The sequence below is a fragment of the Streptomyces sp. NPDC029138 genome, from assembly GCF_055564375.1.
Genome location: NZ_JBVHWM010000023.1, coordinates 58,851 through 77,209, shown reverse-complemented (window position 1 = coordinate 77,209; position 18,359 = coordinate 58,851). Strand labels below are relative to the sequence as shown.

Here is an 18,359-nt window from a genome sequence, read left to right as displayed (position 1 = left end):
CTCGCGCCGTCGGGAGGACCCACGGTCGGCCATGGTCCGGTCGGGGCACGCTCCCCGGCACCCTCGACGGGCCCCCTGCTCCGCTCCCGCCTTACGGAGTGGTGACGTGCGGGCGCGGCCCGTCGGTCCGGTGCGGGGGCGGGCCTAGCGTGGGCGTATGCGCGTACTGGTCACCGGCGGTGCCGGGTTCATCGGGTCTCATGTCGTCGAGGCGCTGTCGGCGCGCGGGCACGAGGCGGTCGTGTTCGACGTGCGTACGGACCCGGCCGCCGACGTGCGCGATCCCGTGGCGGTCGCGCGGGCCGTGGCCGGCGTGGACGCCGTCTGCCATCAGGCCGCGATGGTCGGGCTCGGGGTGGGGTTCGCGGACGCGGCGGAGTACGTCTCCCGCAATGACCTGGGCACGGCCGTCCTGCTCGCCGCCATGGCCGAGGCGGGGGTACGGCACCTCGTGCTGGCCGGGTCGATGGTCGTGTACGGCGAGGGGCGGTACGTGTGCCCGCGCGACGGGGTCGTGCGGCCGGGGCCGCGGGCCGTCGCCGATCTGGACGCGGGGCGGTTCGAGCCGAGGTGTCCGGTGTGCGGCGCGGAGCTGACCCCCGGGCTGGTCGGCGAGGAGGCGCCGGCCGATCCGCGCAATGTGTACGCCACGACCAAGCTCGCGCAGGAGCATCTGGCCGCCGCCTGGGCCCGGTCGACCGGCGGGTCCGCCGTGTCGCTGCGCTACCACAACGTGTACGGGCCCCGGATGCCCCGCGACACCCCCTACGCCGGCGTCGCCTCCTTCTTCCGGTCCGCGCTCGCCCGGGGCGAGGCGCCCCGCGTGTTCGAGGACGGGCGGCAGCGCCGGGACTTCGTGCATGTGCGGGACGTGGCCGCGGCCAACGTGGTGGCGCTGGAGGCGGGGTCCGCGCCGGGGGCGCTGACCGCGTACAACACCGGCAGCGGCGAGCCGCACACCGTCGGGGAGATGGCCCGCGCGCTGGCCGACGCCCACGGCGGCCCCGCGCCGGTCGTCACCGGGGAGTACCGGCTCGGGGACGTACGGCACATCACCGCCGACTCCTCACGGCTGCGGGCGGAACTGGGCTGGAAGCCGGAGGTCGGCTTCCAGGACGGCATGCGGGAGTTCGCGGCCTCGGAGTGACCGGGGCTGGAACGTCTGCCGGGATCATGCTCGGCCGGCATGGTCCCTGGTGCTCCGAACGGAACGGCCTCGTGCTGGAGTGGACGGGGAGGCGGATCGCGTACGACGCCGTGCCCCGGTAGGCGCTCAGCACACCGATGACCCCTCCACCGTGGGCGTGTGGACGGTGTTGGCGTGCGCGGAGCCGGCGAGGACTGGGCAGAGGGCGGCCAGGGCGGAAAAGGCGCGGAGGAGAGCGGGGGGTTTCGTGGCTCAGGGGTACCGGGGCGCGCCTCGCCCCGACCACCGCCTTCCCTGCTGAACCGCCCGAACGAGGGGCGTTCCGGACAGCCCTAGGGGGCCGCCGGAAGCGTGACCTCGAAGCGGCAGCCGCCGGGGATGTTGTGTACGGCGGCCCGGCCCTGGTGGGCCTCCACGATCCCGCGCACGATGGCGAGGCCCAGGCCCGCGCCGGCCGGCGGGGTCCGGGCGTGGCTGCCGCGCCAGCCGGTGTCGAACACGCGCGGCAAATCCTCCTCCGGGATGCCGCCGCAGCCGTCCGTCACGGAGAGCACCACGCCGTCGGGCGAGCGCTCGGCGGTGACGGCGACGGTGCCGTCGGCGGGCGTCCGGCGGATGGCGTTGACCAGCAGGTTGCCCAGGACGCGGCTCATCTCCTTGGCGTCGACCTCGACGGGGACCGGCTCCACCCGGTCGCCGACCAGCCGTACGCCGTGGGCGCGGGCGAGCGGGTCGGCTCCCGCGAGGGCGTCGCCGACGAGGTCGTAGAGGGAGATCCGGGACGGGCTCAGCGGGAGCGTTCCGGCGTGGATGCGGGAGAGTTCGAAGAGGTCGCCGACCATGTCGTTGAGGCGCTCGACCTCGGTGCGGATCTGCTTCAGATAGCGGTCGGGGTCGTCGGCGACGCCGTCCTCCAGGGCCTCCGACATGGCGCGCAGACCGGCGAGCGGGGTCCGCAGGTCGTGGGAGATCCACGCGACGAGTTCCCGGCGTGAGGTCTCCAGCAGGCGTTCCCGTTCCCGGGATTCGGCGAGTCTCGCGCTGGTGGCCGCCAACTCGCGGCTCAGTTCCGCCAGTTCGGCGGTGGCCGGGCCCTCGGGGGCGGCGAAGTCGCCGGCCTCGCCGAACGAGCGTGCCGCCATGGCGAGTTCGTGACTGCGGGCGACGACCCAGCGGCCCAGTATCAGCGCGGTCGCCAGGGAGACCACGGCCGCCATGGCGACGACCGTCGTCACCACGGTCAGGTCGTGGGTGGACAGGAACATCGCCCAGGCGACCGCGAGGGTGCCGGCGAGCACGCCGCCCACGCCGACCGCCGCGATCACGGTGAGGGACACGGTGAGCGAGCGGCGCCGCAGCAGCCGTAGCGCGGCGGCCCCGGCCAGGCCCGTGACGGCGGCCCCGGCGAAGGCGAGCAGGGCGATGAGAAAGGTGTCGCGCACGTCAGCCCTCCCCTTCCGCGCCGCTCGGCTCGAAGCGGTAGCCGACACCCCACACGGTCTGGATCAGGCGCGGCCGGGCGGGGTCGTCCTCGACCTTGCCGCGCAGCCGGCGGATGTGGACCGTCACGGTGGACAGGTCGCCGAAGTCCCAGCCCCACACCTTGCGCATCAGGTCCTCCCGGCTGTACGCCCGTCCCGGGTGCCGCAGGAAGAAGGCGAGGAGGTCGAACTCCCGCAGGGTGAGGGCAAGTTCGGTGCCGTTCTTGGTGGCGCGGCGGGCGGCCGGGTCGACGGTCACACCGGCCGTGGCCAGCGGGCCGGTGCCCGCGCCGGGCAGCGCGCGGCGGAGCACCGACTGCACCCGCAGGACCAGTTCGCGGGGGCTGAACGGCTTGGTCACGTAGTCGTCGGCGCCGACCTCCAGACCCGTGATGCGGTCGTCCTCGTCACCGCGGGCGGTGAGCATGACGACGGGCACGGCGGCCCGCGCGCGCAGCCGCCGGCAGACCTCCAGGCCGTCCATGCCGGGCAGCATCAGGTCCAGCACCACCAGGTCCGGCCAGTGGGCGGCGGCGCGGGTGAGGGCGGTGGGGCCGTCGGCGGCGCGGTCGACCACGTATCCGGCCCGGCCCAGGTATCCGGCGACGATCTCGGCGACGGTCGCGTCGTCGTCGACGACCAGGACCCGGGCGGCACCGGGGGCGGACCGGGGAGCCGGTTCGGCGGTGTCGGGTGCGGTCCCGTCCATGGCTGGGCGCCTCGCGGGCACGTGCGGCTGCTGCATGCCTCCAGCCTCGCACCGGGCCGTCGTGGCTGTCGCACCCATGGCCCGGTCCCGGCCCCGACGTCCGCGTTTCGTAAGCAGCGTCGGCCCGATATGCCCGGTTCGCATTCGTAGGGTGAACGGCGTGACCCCCTCATCCCCCTCATCGGCGGCGAGCGTGGACGTGGTGCTGCCCTGCCTGGACGAGGCGGAGGCCCTGCCCTGGGTACTCGGCCGCATCCCGGCGGGCTGGCGCGCCCTCGTGGTCGACAACGGCTCCACCGACGGCTCGGCGGACATCGCCCGCGCTCTCGGCGCGACCGTCGTGCACGAGCCGCGGCGCGGTTTCGGCGCCGCCTGCCACGCCGGGCTGACCGCCGCCACCGCCGACGTCGTCTGCTTCTGCGACTGCGACGCCTCCCTCGACCCCGGGCACCTCGTGCCCTTCGTGCGGGAAGTCCTCGACGGCCGGGCCGACCTGGTCCTGGGGCGACGGCGGGCGAAGACCCGGGGTGCCTGGCCCGCGCACGCCCGGGCCGGCAACTTCGCACTCGCACGGCTGCTGCGCCGCCGCACCGGGCTGCGGCTGCACGACCTCGGCCCGCTGCGCGCCGCCCGCCGGGAGCCGCTGCTGGCGCTCGGCCTCAGCGACCGGCGCAGCGGCTATCCGCTCCAGATGGTGGTGCGCGCGGCCGACGCGGGGTGGCGGATCGCCGAGCACGACGTGCCGTACCTGCCGCGCGCCGGCACCTCCAAGGTGACGGGCACCTGGCGCGGCACCTGGCAGGCGGTGCGGGACATGAGCCGTGTGCTGGCCGAGCCGCCGGCCGCTGGGAGGACCGCACCGTGACCACGCTGCTCGTCATCGCCAAGGAACCGCTGCCGGGGCGCGTCAAGACCCGGCTCACCCCGCCGTTCAGCCCCGCCGAGGCGGCGGCGCTCGCCGAGGCCTCGCTCGCCGACACCCTGCACGCCGTGGCGGCGACCCCCGCCACCCGGCGCGTTCTGGTGCTGGACGGGAGCCCCGGCCCCTGGCTGCCGCCCGGCTTCGACGTCGTACCGCAGTGCGCGGGCGGCCTGGACCTGCGGCTGGCCGACGCCTTCTCGCGGTGCGCCGGTCCCGCCCTGCTCATCGGCATGGACACCCCGCAGGTGACCCCGGAGCTGCTCACCGTGGACTTCGCGGAGTACGACGCGTGCTTCGGCCCGGCGGAGGACGGCGGCTTCTGGGCGCTGGGGCTGGCCGAGCCCGACCCGGCTCTGCTGCGGGGCGTGCCCATGTCGACGCCGTGGACGGGTGCCGTCCAGCGGCGGCGGCTGGTGGCCGCCGGGTTGCGGGTGCGCGAGCTGCCCCGGCTGCGGGACGTGGACACGGCCGCCGACGCGGCGGCGGTCGCCGCCCGCGCCCCACACGGCCGGTTCGCCGCCCGCCTGGCCCGATGCACCCCGCATACCGGACCCGAGGCCGGTGCCGGGGCCGGGCAATGAGTAACCGGAACCGGAACCGCGCGGTGCGCACCCCGCCGGCCGTCTCCTGGGCCGGGGCCGATCCCTACGACGTCGCCCTGCGTGCCGGGCGTGGGCCGCTGTTTCTGCGCCGGACCGACGGCTGGCTGCTGCCGCTGGAGGTGGAGCGGTGGTGCGCGCGGGCGGACCCGGTGGACCAGGCGGTGCTGGACCGGTGCGAGGGTGCCGTGCTCGACGTCGGCTGCGGGCCGGGGCGGCTGGTGGCGGAACTCGCCGCCCGGGGCCGTACCGTCCTCGGCATCGACGTCAGCGAGGCCGCCGTCGACCACGCCGTGCGGCTCGGCGGGCAGGCGCTGCGGCGCTCGGTGTTCGAACCGCTGCCCGGCGAGGGACGCTGGGGCACCGTGCTGCTCATGGACGGCAACATCGGCATCGGCGGCGACCCGCGCGCCCTGCTGGACCGGGTGGCCCGGCTGCTCCGCCCCGGCGGTCTGCTGATCGCCGAGACGGCCGCGGTGGACGTCGACGAACGGTCCGAGGTGCAGGTCGTCGGCGGCACCGGCGTGGAGACGGGCGGCGATGGCGCCTTTCCGTGGGCGCGGCTCGGCACCCCGGCCCTGCTGCGGTACGCGGGTCCGGCGGGCTGGCGGACCGTCGGTCAGTGGACGGCCGGCGGGCGCCGCTTCGTCGCCCTGCGCAGCCGCAGCCCCCGCAGCGCCAGCAGTGACGCCGAGCCGGCGAACAGCACCGCGCTGATCAGCAGCCAGCGGGCGAGGAAGCCGTCCGTCGACAGGCCGGTGGCGGACCGGTAGCGCCGGTCCACCATGCCGGTGATCAGCGGGAACCACACGAGCAGCAGCAGCCCGGACAGGGCGGCCGGGACACGGACGTACATCGTCCGCTCCCGGCTCCCGACGGCACCGAGAGCGCGGACGACCACCCGGTCCGCCACCGCGTACAGCGGCAGCAGCACGAGATCGTGCAGCAGGGCCGCGCCCACCAGCCACAGCGCCACGGCCCGCCAGTCGCCGGCGAACAGCCGTACGCCGGCATAGCCGGCGAGCGCGAAGGAACAGGCCAGCAGCAGGATCTGGAAAGGGCTGCCGAGGGTCGGGCGCGGGCGCATCACAGCTCTCCGAAGGTCAGCCGGGCCACCCACTTGGTGTTGAGCACACCGGGCGCGGCGGGCACGATGACCCGCGCCGGGTAGCCGTGGTCGGGGGACAGATCCTCGCCGTTGACGTGCAGGGCGAGCAGGGAGCGCGGGTCGGCCACCTGGTTGGCGCGCAGGGCGGCCCGGCGGAAGGCTCCGTGCCGCTGGAGGGACTCCACGAACACGTCCGGCGGGTCGCCGTCGTACCCGACGAGCGCCGCGAGGTCGCGCAGCCGCACCCCGCGCCACCACTGGTTCTCCGTCGACCAGCCCTCGACGCAGGCGATGGGCAACGCCGAGCTGTGCAGCGGGAGTCGGAGCAGCTGGGCGCGGCTGAGGCGGACCGTTCCGGTGCGGCCGGTGACGACGAGCCGCCACGCCTCCTCGCCGGTCTCCCTCGCGTCGATCCCGGCGTAGGCGGCCGTCTTGTTGATCTGGAAGCCGTTCGGCCCGCTGCCGGGGTCGGCTCCTCCGTGCGGCGCGAGGAGGGCGGTCCGCCGCAGCGCGCCCCCGATGCTCTGGCCGGCGGTGGTGACGAGGAACAGCAGCGAGGCACCCCCGACGAACCACAGCGCCCCGCGCCGGGAGACGGTCGGCGGCAGCGGGCGGGGGGACACCAACTCCCCCGGCTCCGGCGTGCGGGACACGGGCTCCGGCGTGCGGGACACCGGCTCCCCTCGCGCTTCCCGCCGTCGGCGAAGGCTTCGTACGGCTGTCGGCAGTTTCAGCGCCACGTGCGCCACGAACGCGGCGAAGAACACCCAGGCACCGTAGAAGTGCAGCGGGTAGAAGGAGCCGGGGAAGACGTAGGCGAGCTGGACGTTGAGGACGCCGGTGATGAACTCGAACAGCCCGCCGCCGACGAGGAGGAGCAGGGAGATCCGCTCCAGGGCGTGCGCGAACGAGCGGGCCGGGGGCAGGGCGAACAGCCTCGGCACGACCGACCACAGCTTGGCCAGCAGCACCGGGATCAGCGTGACACCGAGGGTGACGTGCAGGCCCTGGGTGAGCCGGTACAGCCAGTACGGGTTCGTCGGCCAGGCGAAGAGGAAGAAGCCCAAAATGCCCTTGTCCGGCGTCTGGTCGTTCACCCGAGCGAGGTCAGGGTTGTAGGCGGCGTAGGACACCAGGCCCGTCACGAACAGCACCGTGATGCCCACCAGCAGCACGATGCCGAGCACCGAGGTGAACCAGGGGCCGCGCAGCGGGCTGCGCCAGAATCCGGGTGAGGAGGGAAGCCTCGGGTCGTCGTCTCGCATGTTCTGACGTTAGGCCGGAACCACCTCCTGACCGGGGCGGCGACCCATGACGAAACGCTGACGTCAGGCCGTTCGTCCCCTCGTTCCCCCGGTCGCCGCCCTAGCGTTCCGGTGTGACCCAGGCTCCCCTCCGTGACCGGTACGCCGGCCTGCGCGCCGATCTCTGCGCCGCGTCGGCCGCCGCCTTGCTCGTCCTCGTCGCCGTGCTGGTCGGCCGGCACATCCAGGACACCCGGCGCACCCTGTTCGTCCACTGGCCGCCGTTGTTCGCCGACTGGGACCCGCACCTGGGCCCGGGCACCCCGGCCGCCGTCCTGGTGGCGGTCGCCGTGGTGGCCCACGGGCCCGCCGTCGCCGCGCGGCTGCCGTGGCGGGGCCTGCTCCTCGCGGCGTGGGCCACCGCGCTGGCCTGGACGTGGTCGCTGGCGCTGGTCGACGGCTGGCAGCGGGGCGTGGCCGGTCGGCTCACCACCCGCTACGAGTACCTGACGGTGATCGGCCGCTTCCACGACCTTCCGGCCGCGCTGCGCGACTTCACCCACCACATCGTGAGCGGCTCCCCCGAGCCCTGGCCCGCGCACATCGCCGGGCATCCCCCGGCGGCCACCCTCACCTTCGTCCTCCTGGACCGGGCCGGGCTGCGCGGCGGCGGCTGGGCCGGGGCCTGGTGCGTGACCGTCGGAGCGACCGCGTGCGTGGCGGTGCTGGTGGCGGTGCGGGCGCTGGCCGACGAGCGCCTGGCCCGGCGGGCGGCGCCGTTCCTCGTCCTGGCCCCGGCCGCCGTGTGGGTGGGCGCCTCGGCCGACGGGTACTTCGCGGCGGTCGCCGCCTGGTCCGTGGCCCTGCTGGCCCTGGCGGTCACCGGCCGGTCCATGGCCTGGGCGGCGGCCGGCGGGCTGCTGTACGGCCTGACCTGCTACCTGTCGTACGGCCTGACGCTCTTCGCGCTGATCGGGGCGGCGGTGCTGATGGCTGGACGGCGCCGGGTCCGGCGGCGGCCGGCCTTGGCGGTCCTCTTCCTGGCCGGGGCGGCGGTCGTCCCGACGGCGTTCACGCTCGCCGGGTTCGACTGGTGGGAGGGGTACCGGCTGCTGGTCACGCGGTACTACCAGGGCGTCGGCGGCACCCGCCCCTACGGCTACTGGGTGTGGGCCAACCTGGCCTGCACGGTGCTGGTCACCGGCCCGGCCACGGTGGCGGGGCTACGGCGGACGGGCGTGTCCCTCGCCCGCCGCCGCACGGCCCCCTCGGCGGAGTCCCGGCTCGCCCTCCTCGTGGCGGCGGCCCTGCTGGCTCTGCTGGTCGCCGACCTGTCCGGCATGAGCAAGGCGGAGACGGAACGCATCTGGCTGCCCTTCGCGATGTGGCTGCTCCCGTCCGGCGCACTCCTCCCCCGCCCACGCGGCTGGCTCACGGCCCAGGCGACGCTCGCCCTCCTGCTGAACCACTTGCTGTTCACGGGCTGGTGAGCCGGCCTGCGGCGGCGCGCCGACCGACGGGGCGAGGCAGCCGGCGGGGGGAGGCGGCCGGCCGGGGGGAGGCGGCCATGGTTCGGGGGGTGCCTGATCGCGCGAGGCCAAGCCGACACCGCCAACGGGATGCCCAACCGCCTGGGGCCCAGCAGATACCGCCAACGGGATGCCCAACCGCCTAGGCCCAGCAGATGCCACCCGCCGGGCGCCCGACTACGCGGGGCCAAGCAGCCAGCACCCGCCAGGTGCCCGACCGCACGCGCGAAGCAGCCACGGCCCGTCGTGACCGCGCCCCCCCACAGTTGCTTCGGTCTATGTGCGACCGAGCGCGCTCCCGACCCGCCCAGCCGTGCCCGACCCGCCGGCTGGCCCATGGCCCGTCGCCCGTGGCCCGTGGCCCGTGGCCTCTGGGCCCCTGACCCGTGACCCCTGGACCCCTGACCCCTGCCCCCTGACCCGTGACCCCTGACCCCTGACCCCTGACCCCTGACCCCTGCCCCCTGCCCCCTGCCCCCTGCCCCCTGCCCCCTGCCCCCTGCCCCGAGGATGCCCGCCCCGGCCATCCCGAGCCACCCGGCCAGCAGCCGCCCGACCGGCCCTCCCGAGCCCGACCGGCCAAACAGTGGTCGACCCTGGCCGGGACTCGTATCCGGCCAGGGTGGCTCGTCGGGTCGGGGGTCAGCCCTTGCGGCTGGGTTTCCTTGTGCGGAGGCCTCGGTACAGGAGCGTTCCGCCCATCAGTGAGGCCAGGCTCGCCACGGCCGCCGCCCAGCTGGTCTCCGTTCCGGTGTGCGCGAGGGTGCCGGGCGGCTGCTGCCGTACGACGGTCGGGGTCGGCTTCGGCGCCGGGTGGGTGACGGGCGGTTCCTGCGGCCGCGGCGGCTCGGAACGCACCGGCGGCGGAGTGACCCGCGTGGGCGGTTCCTTCGGGGGCGGGGTGGTCCGGCCGGGCTCCTCGGGGTGGTCGCCGCCCGAGACGTTCGCGGACGTGTTGCCGAAGACGGGATTGCCGACGCCGACCACGTTCACGCTGTTGCCGCTGACGTTCACGGGCAGGTCGACCGGCAGCTGGACGCCGTTGCCGGAGATCACGCCCGGCGAGTCCTTCGTGATGGCGTGGGCCGTCGCCCCGCTCGGCGCCGCGGGCCGTTCCTTGCCCTCGGCGTCCCCGCCGCCCTTGTTGACGCAGGTGTTGCCCATGGCGGGGTTGAGCAGCCCCACCACGTTCACGGTGTTCCCGCACACGCTGACCGGGACGTGCACCGGCAACTGGATGCCGTTGCCGGAGATCAGCCCGGGCGAGCCGCCCGCGGAACCGTCCGCGGCGGAGTCGGCGTGCACCGGCCCCGCGACTGCCATCGCACCGGACGCGGCGGCGATGGCGATCACACTGTTTCGGGTAGCCCGTTTCATCGGTTCCCTGCCCTTCCAGACACGGTTGCGGGCACTCACCCGCACCGGAGGAAACGCGGCCGTAAACATGCAAGTTATGGTTTTTCAGCCTTTTGCCCTATACGGCGGCTCAGCGGGCGCCTTCGCCCGGCCGCCGCACCGGAGAGCCGTACGGGGGTTCGGCAGGGGCATGGCCGCGCGCCTTCGGGTACTCGGCCCGTGGTCGTGGCGACGCTTGTCGTATCGCCTCTCCCGTTTCTAGGAGCCCTCGACATGACAGACGTAGCACGCACGGGTCCTGCCTCCGGAGACGACCGGAGCATCCTGACCAACCGACAGGGCCACCCCGTCTACGACAACCAGAACCAGCGCACCGTCGGCGCCCGTGGGCCCGCGACGCTGGAGAACTACCAGTTCCTGGAGAAGATCAGCCACTTCGACCGGGAACGCATCCCCGAACGGGTGGTGCACGCCCGTGGCGTGACGGCGTACGGCTTCTTCGAGGCGTACGGCGCCTGGGGCGACGAGCCGATCGGCCGCTACACGCGCGCCAAGCTGTTCCAGGAGCGCGGCAAGCGCACCGACGTCGCCGTCCGCTTCTCCACCGTCATCGGCGGCCGTGATTCCTCCGAGGTGGCCCGCGACCCCCGTGGCTTCGCCGTCAAGTTCTACACGGAGGACGGCAACTGGGACCTCGTCGGCAACAACCTGGGCGTCTTCTTCATCCGGGACGCCATCAAGTTCCCGGACGTCATCCACGCCCTGAAGCCGGACCCGGTGGACTTCGAGCAGAAGCCGAACCGGATCTTCGACTTCATGTCGCAGACGCCCGAGGCCATGCACATGCTGGTCAACCTGTTCAGCCCGCGCGGTATCCCCGCCGACTACCGCCACATGCAGGGTTTCGGCGTGAACACGTACAAGTGGGTGAACGCCGAGGGCAACACCGCGCTCGTCAAGTACCACTGGATGCCCAGGCAGGGCGTCCGCTCGATGACCGAGGAGGACGCCGCCAACGTCCAGGCCGGCTCCCTCGGGCACGCCACCAAGGACCTGTACGAGGCCGTCGAGCGTGGTGAGTACCCCGAGTGGGAGCTGCTCGTGCAGATCATGGAGGACCACGAGCACCCCGAACTCGACTTCGATCCGCTGGACGACACCAAGACCTGGCCGGAGCAGGACTTCCCGCCGAAGCCGGTGGGCCGGATGGTGCTGGACCGGATGCCGGAGAACTTCTTCGCGGAGAACGAGCAGATCTCCTTCGGCACGGGCGTACTCGTCGACGGCCTGGACTTCTCCGACGACAAGATGCTCGTCGGCCGCACCTTCTCCTACAGCGACACCCAGCGCTACCGGGTCGGCCCGAACTACCTCCAACTGCCCGTCAACCAGGCGAAGAACGCCCGGGTGCGCACCAACCAGCGCGACGGGCTGATGACGTATCACCTCGACGGCGGCGGGGAGAATCCGAGCGTCAACTACGAGCCGTCGATCCGGGGCGGCCTGCGCGAGGCGGAGTACCCGACGCACGACGAGCAGGGGCCCGAGATCCGGGGCCGGCTCACCCGCAAGCGCCTCCCCCGCACCAACGACTACCTCCAGGCGGGCCAGCGGTACCTGCTCATGGAGCAGTGGGAGCGCGACGACCTGGTACGGAACCTGGTGGGTCAGCTCTCCCGGTGCGACCGGCCCATCCAGGAGCGGATGGTGTGGCACTTCCTGCTGGTGGAGAACGACCTGGGGCTGCGGGTCGGCGAGGGCCTCGGCATCCGGCCGGCGGACGTCGCGGACCTGGAGCCGCTGGCCAGCCAGGATCTGACCGAGGAGGATAAGGAGCGGCTGGCGAACCTCGGCAAGAACCCGCCGCGGGATGTCGAGGGCCTCACCATGACGCACTGCGTCCCGGACGCGCGCCATGAGGTGACCCGCTGAGCCCGCACCGCTGACGGCCCGGAAGGCCGGTCAGCTCACGACGGGCGCCGCCCCCGGCTCGGCCGCGAGCCGGGCGTGGCGCCCGCGCGGGCAGTGCACGATCCGGTCGCCGAGGCCGAGCCGGTCGGCCTCGGTCAGGAAGGCGGACAGGGGCGAGCGCATCACCGTGTACTCCTCGTAGTGCACGGGCAGGACGGCGCGGGGACCGAGGCGCCGGGCCAGTTCCGCGCCCTGCCGGCCGTCCATGGTGACCACGAAGCCGCCGGGGAGCGTGGTGCCGCCCAGGTGCAGGACGGCCAGGTCGGCGGCCGGGAAGCGGCGGGTGATCTCGTCGAGGCCGTCGTACGGCAGCGTGTCGCCGGAGACGTACAGCCGCAGCCGCGGCGGTCCGCCCGCCGTGCCGAACTCGATCATGCTGCCCATCACCGGGGGCAGCAGGCCCCGCAGGACCGGATGTCCGGCGTGCCGTCCGGGCAGCGCCGTGACCGTGGCCTGGACCGGGCCCTGCCGGAGGGTGAGTCCCTGCCAGGTGCGCAGTCCGGCCACCCGCTCGCGTCCGTGCAGGACCTTCAGGCGGCGTGCGGCGTGCGGTGTGCTCAGCACCGGAACCGAGCGGTCCAGGTGCCGTCGGGACCGGCGGTCCCAGTGGTCCCCGTGCAGATGGGACAGCACGATCCCGTCGAGGCGGGGCAGGTCCTCCGGTTCCAGCACGGGCTCGGTCAGGCGCCGGCTCAGCAGGCCGTTGCCGAGGTAGGCGTACTGGCCGAGGTGCAGGAAGTTCGGGTCGGTGAGCAGGGTCAGCGGCCCGTAGCGCAGCAGGACGGTCGCGTTGCCGAGGAAGTGCAGGTCGACCGTGTCGTCGGTGGGTGCGTCCGTGGTACCGGGCATGGGTTCCGTCGCCCTTCCGTCCGAGCCGTCGCAGGCGCCCGCGCCCTCGCGGCGTGCCGGGCTCCTGCCGTGCCGGGCGGGTACCCCTGGCGGGCGGACCGCATGAGAGGACCTGTTACGGCCGGCCGGTTCCGTCGGCGTACGGCCCGCCTCCGCACAGATGGCCGAGCGTGCCGCAGCGCTGGAGCCGGGGAGCTGGTAGCTGTCGTAGGGCAGCCGCTGCCGTACCCGCTCGACCGAGGAACCGACCGCGGAACCGACCGAGACGAGGAGCGATGACGACCACCGTGCGCGAGACCACAGCCGAGACCGCGCCGCCCGGTCTCCGACTGCCCGGCCTTCTCCTGGGAGTGGGGCTCGGCGGATTCGTCGACGGAATCCTGCTGCACCAGCTCCTGCGGTGGCACCACATGCTCACCGGCACCGACCACGACCACATCGGTGTGAAGTACTACGACCCCCACACGGTCTCCGGGCTGGAGATGAACACCGTGTGGGACGGCGTCTTCCACACCGTGTGCTGGCTCGCCGTCCTCGGCGGCCTCGCCGTCCTGTACGCCCGCGTGACCACCGGCCGGCGCCAGGTGTGGGCCTCACGGGTGCTGTGGGGCTGGGTGCTGTCCGGCTGGGGCCTGTTCAACCTCGTGGAGGGCGTCCTCGACCATCACGTCCTGGGCATCCACCACGTCCACGGCGGCCCGTACCAGGTGTGGTGGGACATCGGCTTCCTGGTGCTCGGAGCGGTGCTGCTGGCGGGCGGCCAGCTGCTGCGGCGGGGCGCACGGCCCTTCGATCCGGCGGTTCCCCGCGCCGGACGGCCGGGACACGCCGTCTGATGGGCCACGAGGCCCCGCACACGCACACGCACACGCATCATGCGGAGGGCGGCGGCCCGCTGGAGCTGCTGCCGGTCCTGGCCCTGCTGGTGTGCGCGGGCGGCTATCTGCTGCTCGCGCGCCGGGCGCGCCGCCGCAATCCCGTACGGGGCTGGAGCCCCTGGCGCACGTCCGGCTTCTGCGCGGGCCTCCTCCTGGTGGCGGCGGCGCTGCTGCCGCCCGTCGCCGCCTTCGCCCACCGTGACTTCCGCGGCCACATGGCCCAGCACATGCTCCTCGGCATGTACGCGCCGCTCGCCCTGGTGCTCGGCGCCCCGATGACCCTCGCGCTGCGCACCCTGTCCGCACCGCGCGCCCGCCGCCTCACCGCGTTACTGCGCAGCGGCCCGGCCCGCCTGCTCGCCCACCCGGTGACCGGCCTGCTGCTGTCCACCGGCAGCCTCGCACTGCTGTATTTCACCCCGCTCTACGACGCGGCCACGGCCCGCCCGGCCGGGCACTGGCTGCTGCACGCGCACTTCCTGCTGGCGGGCTGCCTGTTCGCGCACGCCGTCGCCGGGCCAGACCCCGCGCCGGGCCGCCCCGGTGTGCGCACCCGGCTGGTCTGCCTGGGCTGCGCCATCGCCGTGCACGCGAGCGTCGCGCAGCTGATGTACGGCGGTTTCCGGGTGGCCGTCGACGCTCCCGTCCCCCAGGTCCAGGGCGGTGCCGAGATCATGTACTACGGCGGTGACATCGCCGAACTCCTGCTGGCGGCGGCCCTGGTCACCACCTGGCGCCCCGAACGCGGCGCGGTCGCGAGGCGCGCGGTGCGCCCGGCGCGGTAGACATGCCGGTCGACATGGCCCGGAGGTGTGTCCCCGCAATTTAGTAGCCATGGACATAGTAGCCATGTACTGTACTTGCCATGAGCAAGGTGTCCGAAGGAGCCACGCCCGGTTTCCTGGTGTGGCGGCTGTCGACGAATTGGCGGGTCGCGGTGGACCGTGCGGTGGCACCGCTCGGCCTGACCCACGCGCAGTACTCGCTGGTGGCGTCGCTGTACGGCATGCAGCGCTCCGGGCTGCGTCCCAGCCAGCGCCGCCTGGCCGACCACACCGGCCTGGAGGCGCTGTACGTCTCCAAGCTGGCCCGTGGCCTGGAGTCGGCCGGCCTCCTCGAACGCAGCCGGGACCCGGCCGACCCGCGGGCGGTCCAGCTCGCGCTCACCGAGCAGGGCCGCGAGACCACCCGGAGGGCGATCGACGTCGTCCAGGGACTGCTGCGCCAGCTGCTGGCGCCCCTCGGCGGGCCCGACAGCCCGCGCGCCCAGGAGTTCACCCGGGATCTGACGACCCTGCTCGACGCACCGCTTGACCCGTTCGGCACCAGCGATCACGAGACGGAGCAGTCATGACCACCGCCGCACCCCGCGTCGACAGCCGGGTCATCGGCCTCACCCACTACGCCCTGCGCGCCGTCCTGGAGCGCGTCCTCGCCCCCCACGGCATCTCCTTCCTCCAGTCCGTCACCCTCCGGCTCACGACCCTCGCGGACGGACCGGTCCAGCGGACCGCCCTGGTGGACGGCGTCGTCGGCACGGTGAAGGTCGACGAGCGGGACGCCCAGCGCGCGATCGAGGACCTGACAGCCGCCGGCCTGCTCGCCCCCGACGGGCCCTCGGCCGTGCGCCTGACGGACGCGGGGCGAGCGGTGTACGCCACCAGTTCCGCCGAGGCCGCGACGGTCTCCGCCCGGCTGTACGCGGGCATCTCCGAGGAGGACCGGTTGGTGGCCGGCCGTGTGCTCACCCTGCTCACCGAGCGGGCCGACGCCGAACTGGCCGGGCCGCGACAGCGGTAGGCCCCTGCCGCCACAGCGGTGTCGACGCCTGCGGGATCAGGAACAGGGCGACCGCGGAGTTCGCCGACGACATCGCCGACCCCAGCAGCGCGGCCACCCGGCGCGGTACGGCACCTGTACGAAGACCTCCAGGAGCGGTCAGTCCTGCCTGCCGCCGGCGTCCGGGGCCGGGATGCCGAGCAGGGCCCGCAGGACCTTTTCGTCGCCGGGCGGCAGGGCGGTGACGAAGCTGGTCAGGACCGCCTCGCGGTCCCGTTCGCCGTCGAGCAGGCGGCGCATGCGCAGCGCGGCCAGCCGGGCCACGTCGGCCGTCGGCTTCCACAGGAAGGACCGGCCGTACCGTTCGCGGGAGACGACGTCCTTGGCGAGCAGCCGGGTCAGGATGGTGACGACGGTGGTGTGGGCGAGGTCGCCGCCGAGGTGCTGCCGCACCCAGGCCGCGGTGACCGGTCCGTCCGCCTCGCGCAGCGCGCCGAGGACCTGGCCCTCCAGTTCCCCCTGGCGGCGCCGCCGGGCCCGGCCGCCGTCCCTCGTCATCTCCGGTCCTCCCCCGTCATCCCTCGCTCGCTCACCCGCCGTTCCACGCTACTTCACGCCACTGACACTCCCGCAGCCGCGGCGCCCGCGCCGGTGCGCGATCTCACCCAGGACGATGTCGACGGCGAGGAAGCAGGCCAGCGGGATGCCGAGCAGCGGCACGAACCAGCCGAGCACGGCGACGGCCGAGAGCGCGGGCACGAGGAGGTACGGCGGCACCTCCGCCCAGGCGCCGCACGGGACCGGGCGGCCGAAGGCGGCGCCCCGGCCGCGCTGCCACCACATGCGGTAGCCCCAGACGACGAGCAGGATCAGGGCGAGCGCGAGCAGAGCGAGGGCGATCTGGTTGACGATCCCGATGAGGACGCCGGTGTGCAGGTCGATGCCCCAGCGGGTGAGCTTGGCGAGCACCGGGTGGTCGGCGAACCGCAGTTCGTCGGTGACCTGGCCGGTGGCCGGGTCGACGGCGACGGAGTCCTGCTTCTCGGGCCAGCTCCGCTGGATCTGCTCGACGACATAGGCGCTGTCCGCGTCCGCGGGCGGCACGATCTCCACGGGGTCGCCGAGGCCCTTCGCGCGGGCCGCGGCGAGCACCTGGTCCAGGCCCACGCCGTGCCCGGCCGTCCCGCCGGGGCCGGCCGCCGGGCCGTGGCCCGCGTGGTCGCCGCCGGCCGCGGTCGCCGAGACGGACGGGGTGGCCTGGCCGAGCGAGGTGCGCCGCTCGTCGATGTTCGCGCCGGCGTACGCCGACCAGGTCAGGCCGGTCGCGGACAGGAACAGGAACCCTGCCGCGGTCCAGACGCCGACGGTGCCGTGCAGGCCCAGGGTGCGGCGCCGGCCGCTGGTCCCGCGCACCCTGCGCAGGGCGCGGCGCCGGGCGAACCACAGCACCAGGCCGCCGCCCGCGATCCCCCACAGCCAGCTGGCGGCCAGCTCGCTGTAGAGCCGGCCGGTCTCCCCCAGGTGCAGATCGCGGTGCAACTCGTCGATCCAGGTGCGCAGGGGCAGCGCTCCCGTCGCGCCGTACTGTTCGAGGGCGCCACGGACCGTGCCGGTGTACGGGTCCACGAACACGGCGAGGGTGTGCTCCGGTTCGACGCCCCGCACGCCGGAGAGCAGCACCCGGGTGGTGGCACCGGCCTGGGGCGCGGGGCGGACGGCCGCGACGCTGCCCTCCGGGTGGGCCATGCGGGCGGCGGCCACCTGGCCGGTGACGGGCAGCTCGCGCTCGCCGACCGGAACGGTCAGCTCATGGCCGTAGACGAGTTTCTCGGCCTGGAAGGAGCCCGCGTACAGCAGGGCCGGTGACGGCGGCGATCAGCAGGAAGGGCGCGACGAGCACGCCGGCGTAGAAGTGCAGGCGCAGCACGAGGGGGCGCAGGGCTGCCCAGCGGCCGTGGGTGGCGGGGAGGGACGCCTCGGCCGGGGTGGTCGAGGGGGCGGTGGTCATCGGTGGGCTTCTCCGGGGCTCGGTGCGAAAAGCGAGGGCGGTCCAGTGGTCGGACCGCGAAAGAGCCGAGTTCCCCGGGGTGTTGGTGAGCTGTGCCACAGGGGGCGGCGGGCGGGCGTGGCATCCTGACGCGATGGCACCTCCCCGTGATCACGCACCGCTCGCCGAGCGGGTCGAGGAACTCCTCGCCGCCGGCGGCCCCTTGCCCATCGTCGCGGCCGGACAGCCGGTGCTGCGGCGCGGCACCGAGCCGTACGACGGTCAGCTCGGCCCCGCGCTGCTGGCCCGGTTCGTCGAGGCCCTGCGCGTCACCATGCACGCGGCCCCCGGTGTGGGCCTCGCCGCCCCGCAGGTCGGTGTGCCGCTACGGATCGCGGTCATCGAGGACCCGGCGCCGGTGCCCGAGGAGGTGGCGGTCGCCCGGGGCCGGGTGCCGCAGCCCTTCCGGGTCCTGGTCAACCCCTCGTACGAGCCCGTCGGCACCGCCAGGGCCGCGTTCTTCGAGGGCTGCCTGAGCGTGCCGGGCTGGCAGGCGGTGGTGGCCCGGCACGCCGAGGTGCGGCTGCGCGGCGCGGACGAGCACGGCCGCGCGCTGGACGAGGTGTTCACCGGCTGGCCGGCCCGGATCGTCCAGCACGAGACGGACCACCTCGACGGCACGCTGTACCTGGACCGCGCGGAGCCGCGCTCGCTGTCCACCAACGAGGCGGTGGCGGCCCTGTGGGCCCAGCCGACGCCGGAGGCGGCGGCCGAGGCCCTGGGCTTCGAACTGCCGTAGT

At 74.3% G+C, this 18,359-nt stretch carries 17 protein-coding genes and 1 pseudogene; 11 read left to right on the top strand and 7 right to left on the bottom strand.

The window, feature by feature from the left end:
• The first annotated feature begins 157 nt into the window (after positions 1-157).
• Positions 158-1,147 (top strand): NAD-dependent epimerase/dehydratase family protein, encoded by a 990-nt coding sequence (locus ACZ4WH_RS20125; RefSeq protein ID WP_468182203.1) that lies wholly within the window; start codon positions 158-160, stop codon positions 1,145-1,147.
• Between the two features lie 332 nt (positions 1,148-1,479).
• On the opposite strand, the gene ACZ4WH_RS20120 is transcribed toward ACZ4WH_RS20125, so the two are convergent.
• Together ACZ4WH_RS20120 and ACZ4WH_RS20115 are read right to left on the bottom strand one after the other, a co-directional pair.
• Positions 1,480-2,589 (bottom strand): sensor histidine kinase, encoded by a 1,110-nt coding sequence (locus tag ACZ4WH_RS20120; RefSeq protein WP_468182201.1) that lies wholly within the window; start codon positions 2,587-2,589, stop codon positions 1,480-1,482.
• A gap of 1 nt (position 2,590) precedes the next feature.
• Positions 2,591-3,337 (bottom strand): response regulator transcription factor, encoded by a 747-nt coding sequence (locus ACZ4WH_RS20115; RefSeq protein WP_468182199.1) that lies wholly within the window; start codon positions 3,335-3,337, stop codon positions 2,591-2,593.
• 193 nt (positions 3,338-3,530) lie between these two features.
• Here ACZ4WH_RS20115 and ACZ4WH_RS20110 point away from each other — a divergent pair, with 193 nt between their 5' ends.
• From ACZ4WH_RS20110 to ACZ4WH_RS20100, 3 genes are read left to right on the top strand one after another with little or no spacing between them, the layout of a single operon-like run.
• The gene (locus ACZ4WH_RS20110; RefSeq protein ID WP_468182255.1) at positions 3,531-4,202 is read left to right on the top strand and encodes a glycosyltransferase family 2 protein; all 672 of its coding nucleotides are present in this window, start codon (positions 3,531-3,533) and stop codon (positions 4,200-4,202) included.
• Positions 4,199-4,840, top strand: coding sequence for a TIGR04282 family arsenosugar biosynthesis glycosyltransferase (locus ACZ4WH_RS20105; protein ID WP_468182197.1), 642 nt, complete (start codon positions 4,199-4,201; stop codon positions 4,838-4,840). Before ACZ4WH_RS20110 ends, ACZ4WH_RS20105 begins: the two co-directional genes overlap by 4 nt.
• Complete coding sequence (locus ACZ4WH_RS20100; protein ID WP_468182196.1) at positions 4,837-5,631, top strand: class I SAM-dependent methyltransferase; 795 nt, start codon at positions 4,837-4,839, stop codon at positions 5,629-5,631. The genes ACZ4WH_RS20105 and ACZ4WH_RS20100 overlap by 4 nt, the downstream gene beginning before the upstream one ends.
• Positions 5,632-5,944: 313 nt before the next feature.
• Here ACZ4WH_RS20100 and ACZ4WH_RS20095 read toward each other — a convergent pair whose 3' ends face one another.
• A complete protein-coding gene (locus ACZ4WH_RS20095; protein ID WP_468182194.1) occupies positions 5,945-7,231 on the bottom strand; it encodes a molybdopterin-dependent oxidoreductase in 1,287 nt (428 codons plus the stop codon).
• Between the two features lie 113 nt (positions 7,232-7,344).
• Here ACZ4WH_RS20095 and ACZ4WH_RS20090 point away from each other — a divergent pair, with 113 nt between their 5' ends.
• Positions 7,345-8,700, top strand: a complete 1,356-nt coding sequence (locus ACZ4WH_RS20090; RefSeq protein WP_468182192.1) for a hypothetical protein — start codon at positions 7,345-7,347, stop codon at positions 8,698-8,700.
• 681 nt (positions 8,701-9,381) lie between these two features.
• Here ACZ4WH_RS20090 and ACZ4WH_RS20085 read toward each other — a convergent pair.
• Positions 9,382-10,116 (bottom strand): chaplin, encoded by a 735-nt coding sequence (locus tag ACZ4WH_RS20085; protein WP_468182190.1) that lies wholly within the window; start codon positions 10,114-10,116, stop codon positions 9,382-9,384.
• 252 nt (positions 10,117-10,368) lie between these two features.
• Between ACZ4WH_RS20085 and ACZ4WH_RS20080 the strand changes: the two genes are divergently transcribed.
• Entirely contained in the window at positions 10,369-12,027 is a 1,659-nt protein-coding gene (locus ACZ4WH_RS20080) for a catalase (protein WP_468182188.1), read from the top strand.
• A 30-nt stretch (positions 12,028-12,057) separates the two neighbouring features.
• On the opposite strand, the gene ACZ4WH_RS20075 is transcribed toward ACZ4WH_RS20080, so the two are convergent.
• The gene (locus ACZ4WH_RS20075) at positions 12,058-12,915 is read right to left on the bottom strand and encodes an MBL fold metallo-hydrolase (RefSeq protein WP_468182186.1); all 858 of its coding nucleotides are present in this window, start codon (positions 12,913-12,915) and stop codon (positions 12,058-12,060) included.
• A gap of 275 nt (positions 12,916-13,190) precedes the next feature.
• Between ACZ4WH_RS20075 and ACZ4WH_RS20070 the strand changes: the two genes are divergently transcribed.
• The 4 genes from ACZ4WH_RS20070 to ACZ4WH_RS20055 all read left to right on the top strand — a co-directional run bounded on the left by ACZ4WH_RS20070 (position 13,191) and on the right by ACZ4WH_RS20055 (position 15,593).
• The gene (locus ACZ4WH_RS20070) at positions 13,191-13,751 is read left to right on the top strand and encodes a DUF2243 domain-containing protein (protein ID WP_468182184.1); all 561 of its coding nucleotides are present in this window, start codon (positions 13,191-13,193) and stop codon (positions 13,749-13,751) included.
• Positions 13,751-14,578 (top strand): cytochrome c oxidase assembly protein, encoded by an 828-nt coding sequence (locus ACZ4WH_RS20065; RefSeq protein WP_468182182.1) that lies wholly within the window; start codon positions 13,751-13,753, stop codon positions 14,576-14,578. The genes ACZ4WH_RS20070 and ACZ4WH_RS20065 overlap by 1 nt, the downstream gene beginning before the upstream one ends.
• Before the next feature lie 80 nt (positions 14,579-14,658).
• The gene (locus ACZ4WH_RS20060) at positions 14,659-15,147 is read left to right on the top strand and encodes a MarR family winged helix-turn-helix transcriptional regulator (RefSeq protein ID WP_468182180.1); all 489 of its coding nucleotides are present in this window, start codon (positions 14,659-14,661) and stop codon (positions 15,145-15,147) included.
• Positions 15,144-15,593: a MarR family transcriptional regulator gene (locus tag ACZ4WH_RS20055; protein ID WP_468182178.1), complete on the top strand. Its 450-nt coding sequence runs from the start codon at positions 15,144-15,146 to the stop codon at positions 15,591-15,593. The genes ACZ4WH_RS20060 and ACZ4WH_RS20055 overlap by 4 nt, the downstream gene beginning before the upstream one ends.
• A gap of 138 nt (positions 15,594-15,731) precedes the next feature.
• Here ACZ4WH_RS20055 and ACZ4WH_RS20050 read toward each other — a convergent pair whose 3' ends face one another.
• Together ACZ4WH_RS20050 and ACZ4WH_RS20045 are read right to left on the bottom strand one after the other, a co-directional pair.
• Entirely contained in the window at positions 15,732-16,130 is a 399-nt protein-coding gene (locus ACZ4WH_RS20050) for a BlaI/MecI/CopY family transcriptional regulator (RefSeq protein ID WP_468182176.1), read from the bottom strand.
• Positions 16,131-16,178: 48 nt separating this feature from the next.
• Positions 16,179-17,580 (bottom strand): annotated as a pseudogene (locus ACZ4WH_RS20045) (PepSY-associated TM helix domain-containing protein).
• Positions 17,581-17,713: 133 nt separating this feature from the next.
• Here ACZ4WH_RS20045 and ACZ4WH_RS20040 point away from each other — a divergent pair.
• Positions 17,714-18,358, top strand: coding sequence for a peptide deformylase (locus ACZ4WH_RS20040; RefSeq protein ID WP_468182174.1), 645 nt, complete (start codon positions 17,714-17,716; stop codon positions 18,356-18,358).
• Position 18,359: the final 1 nt, after the last annotated feature.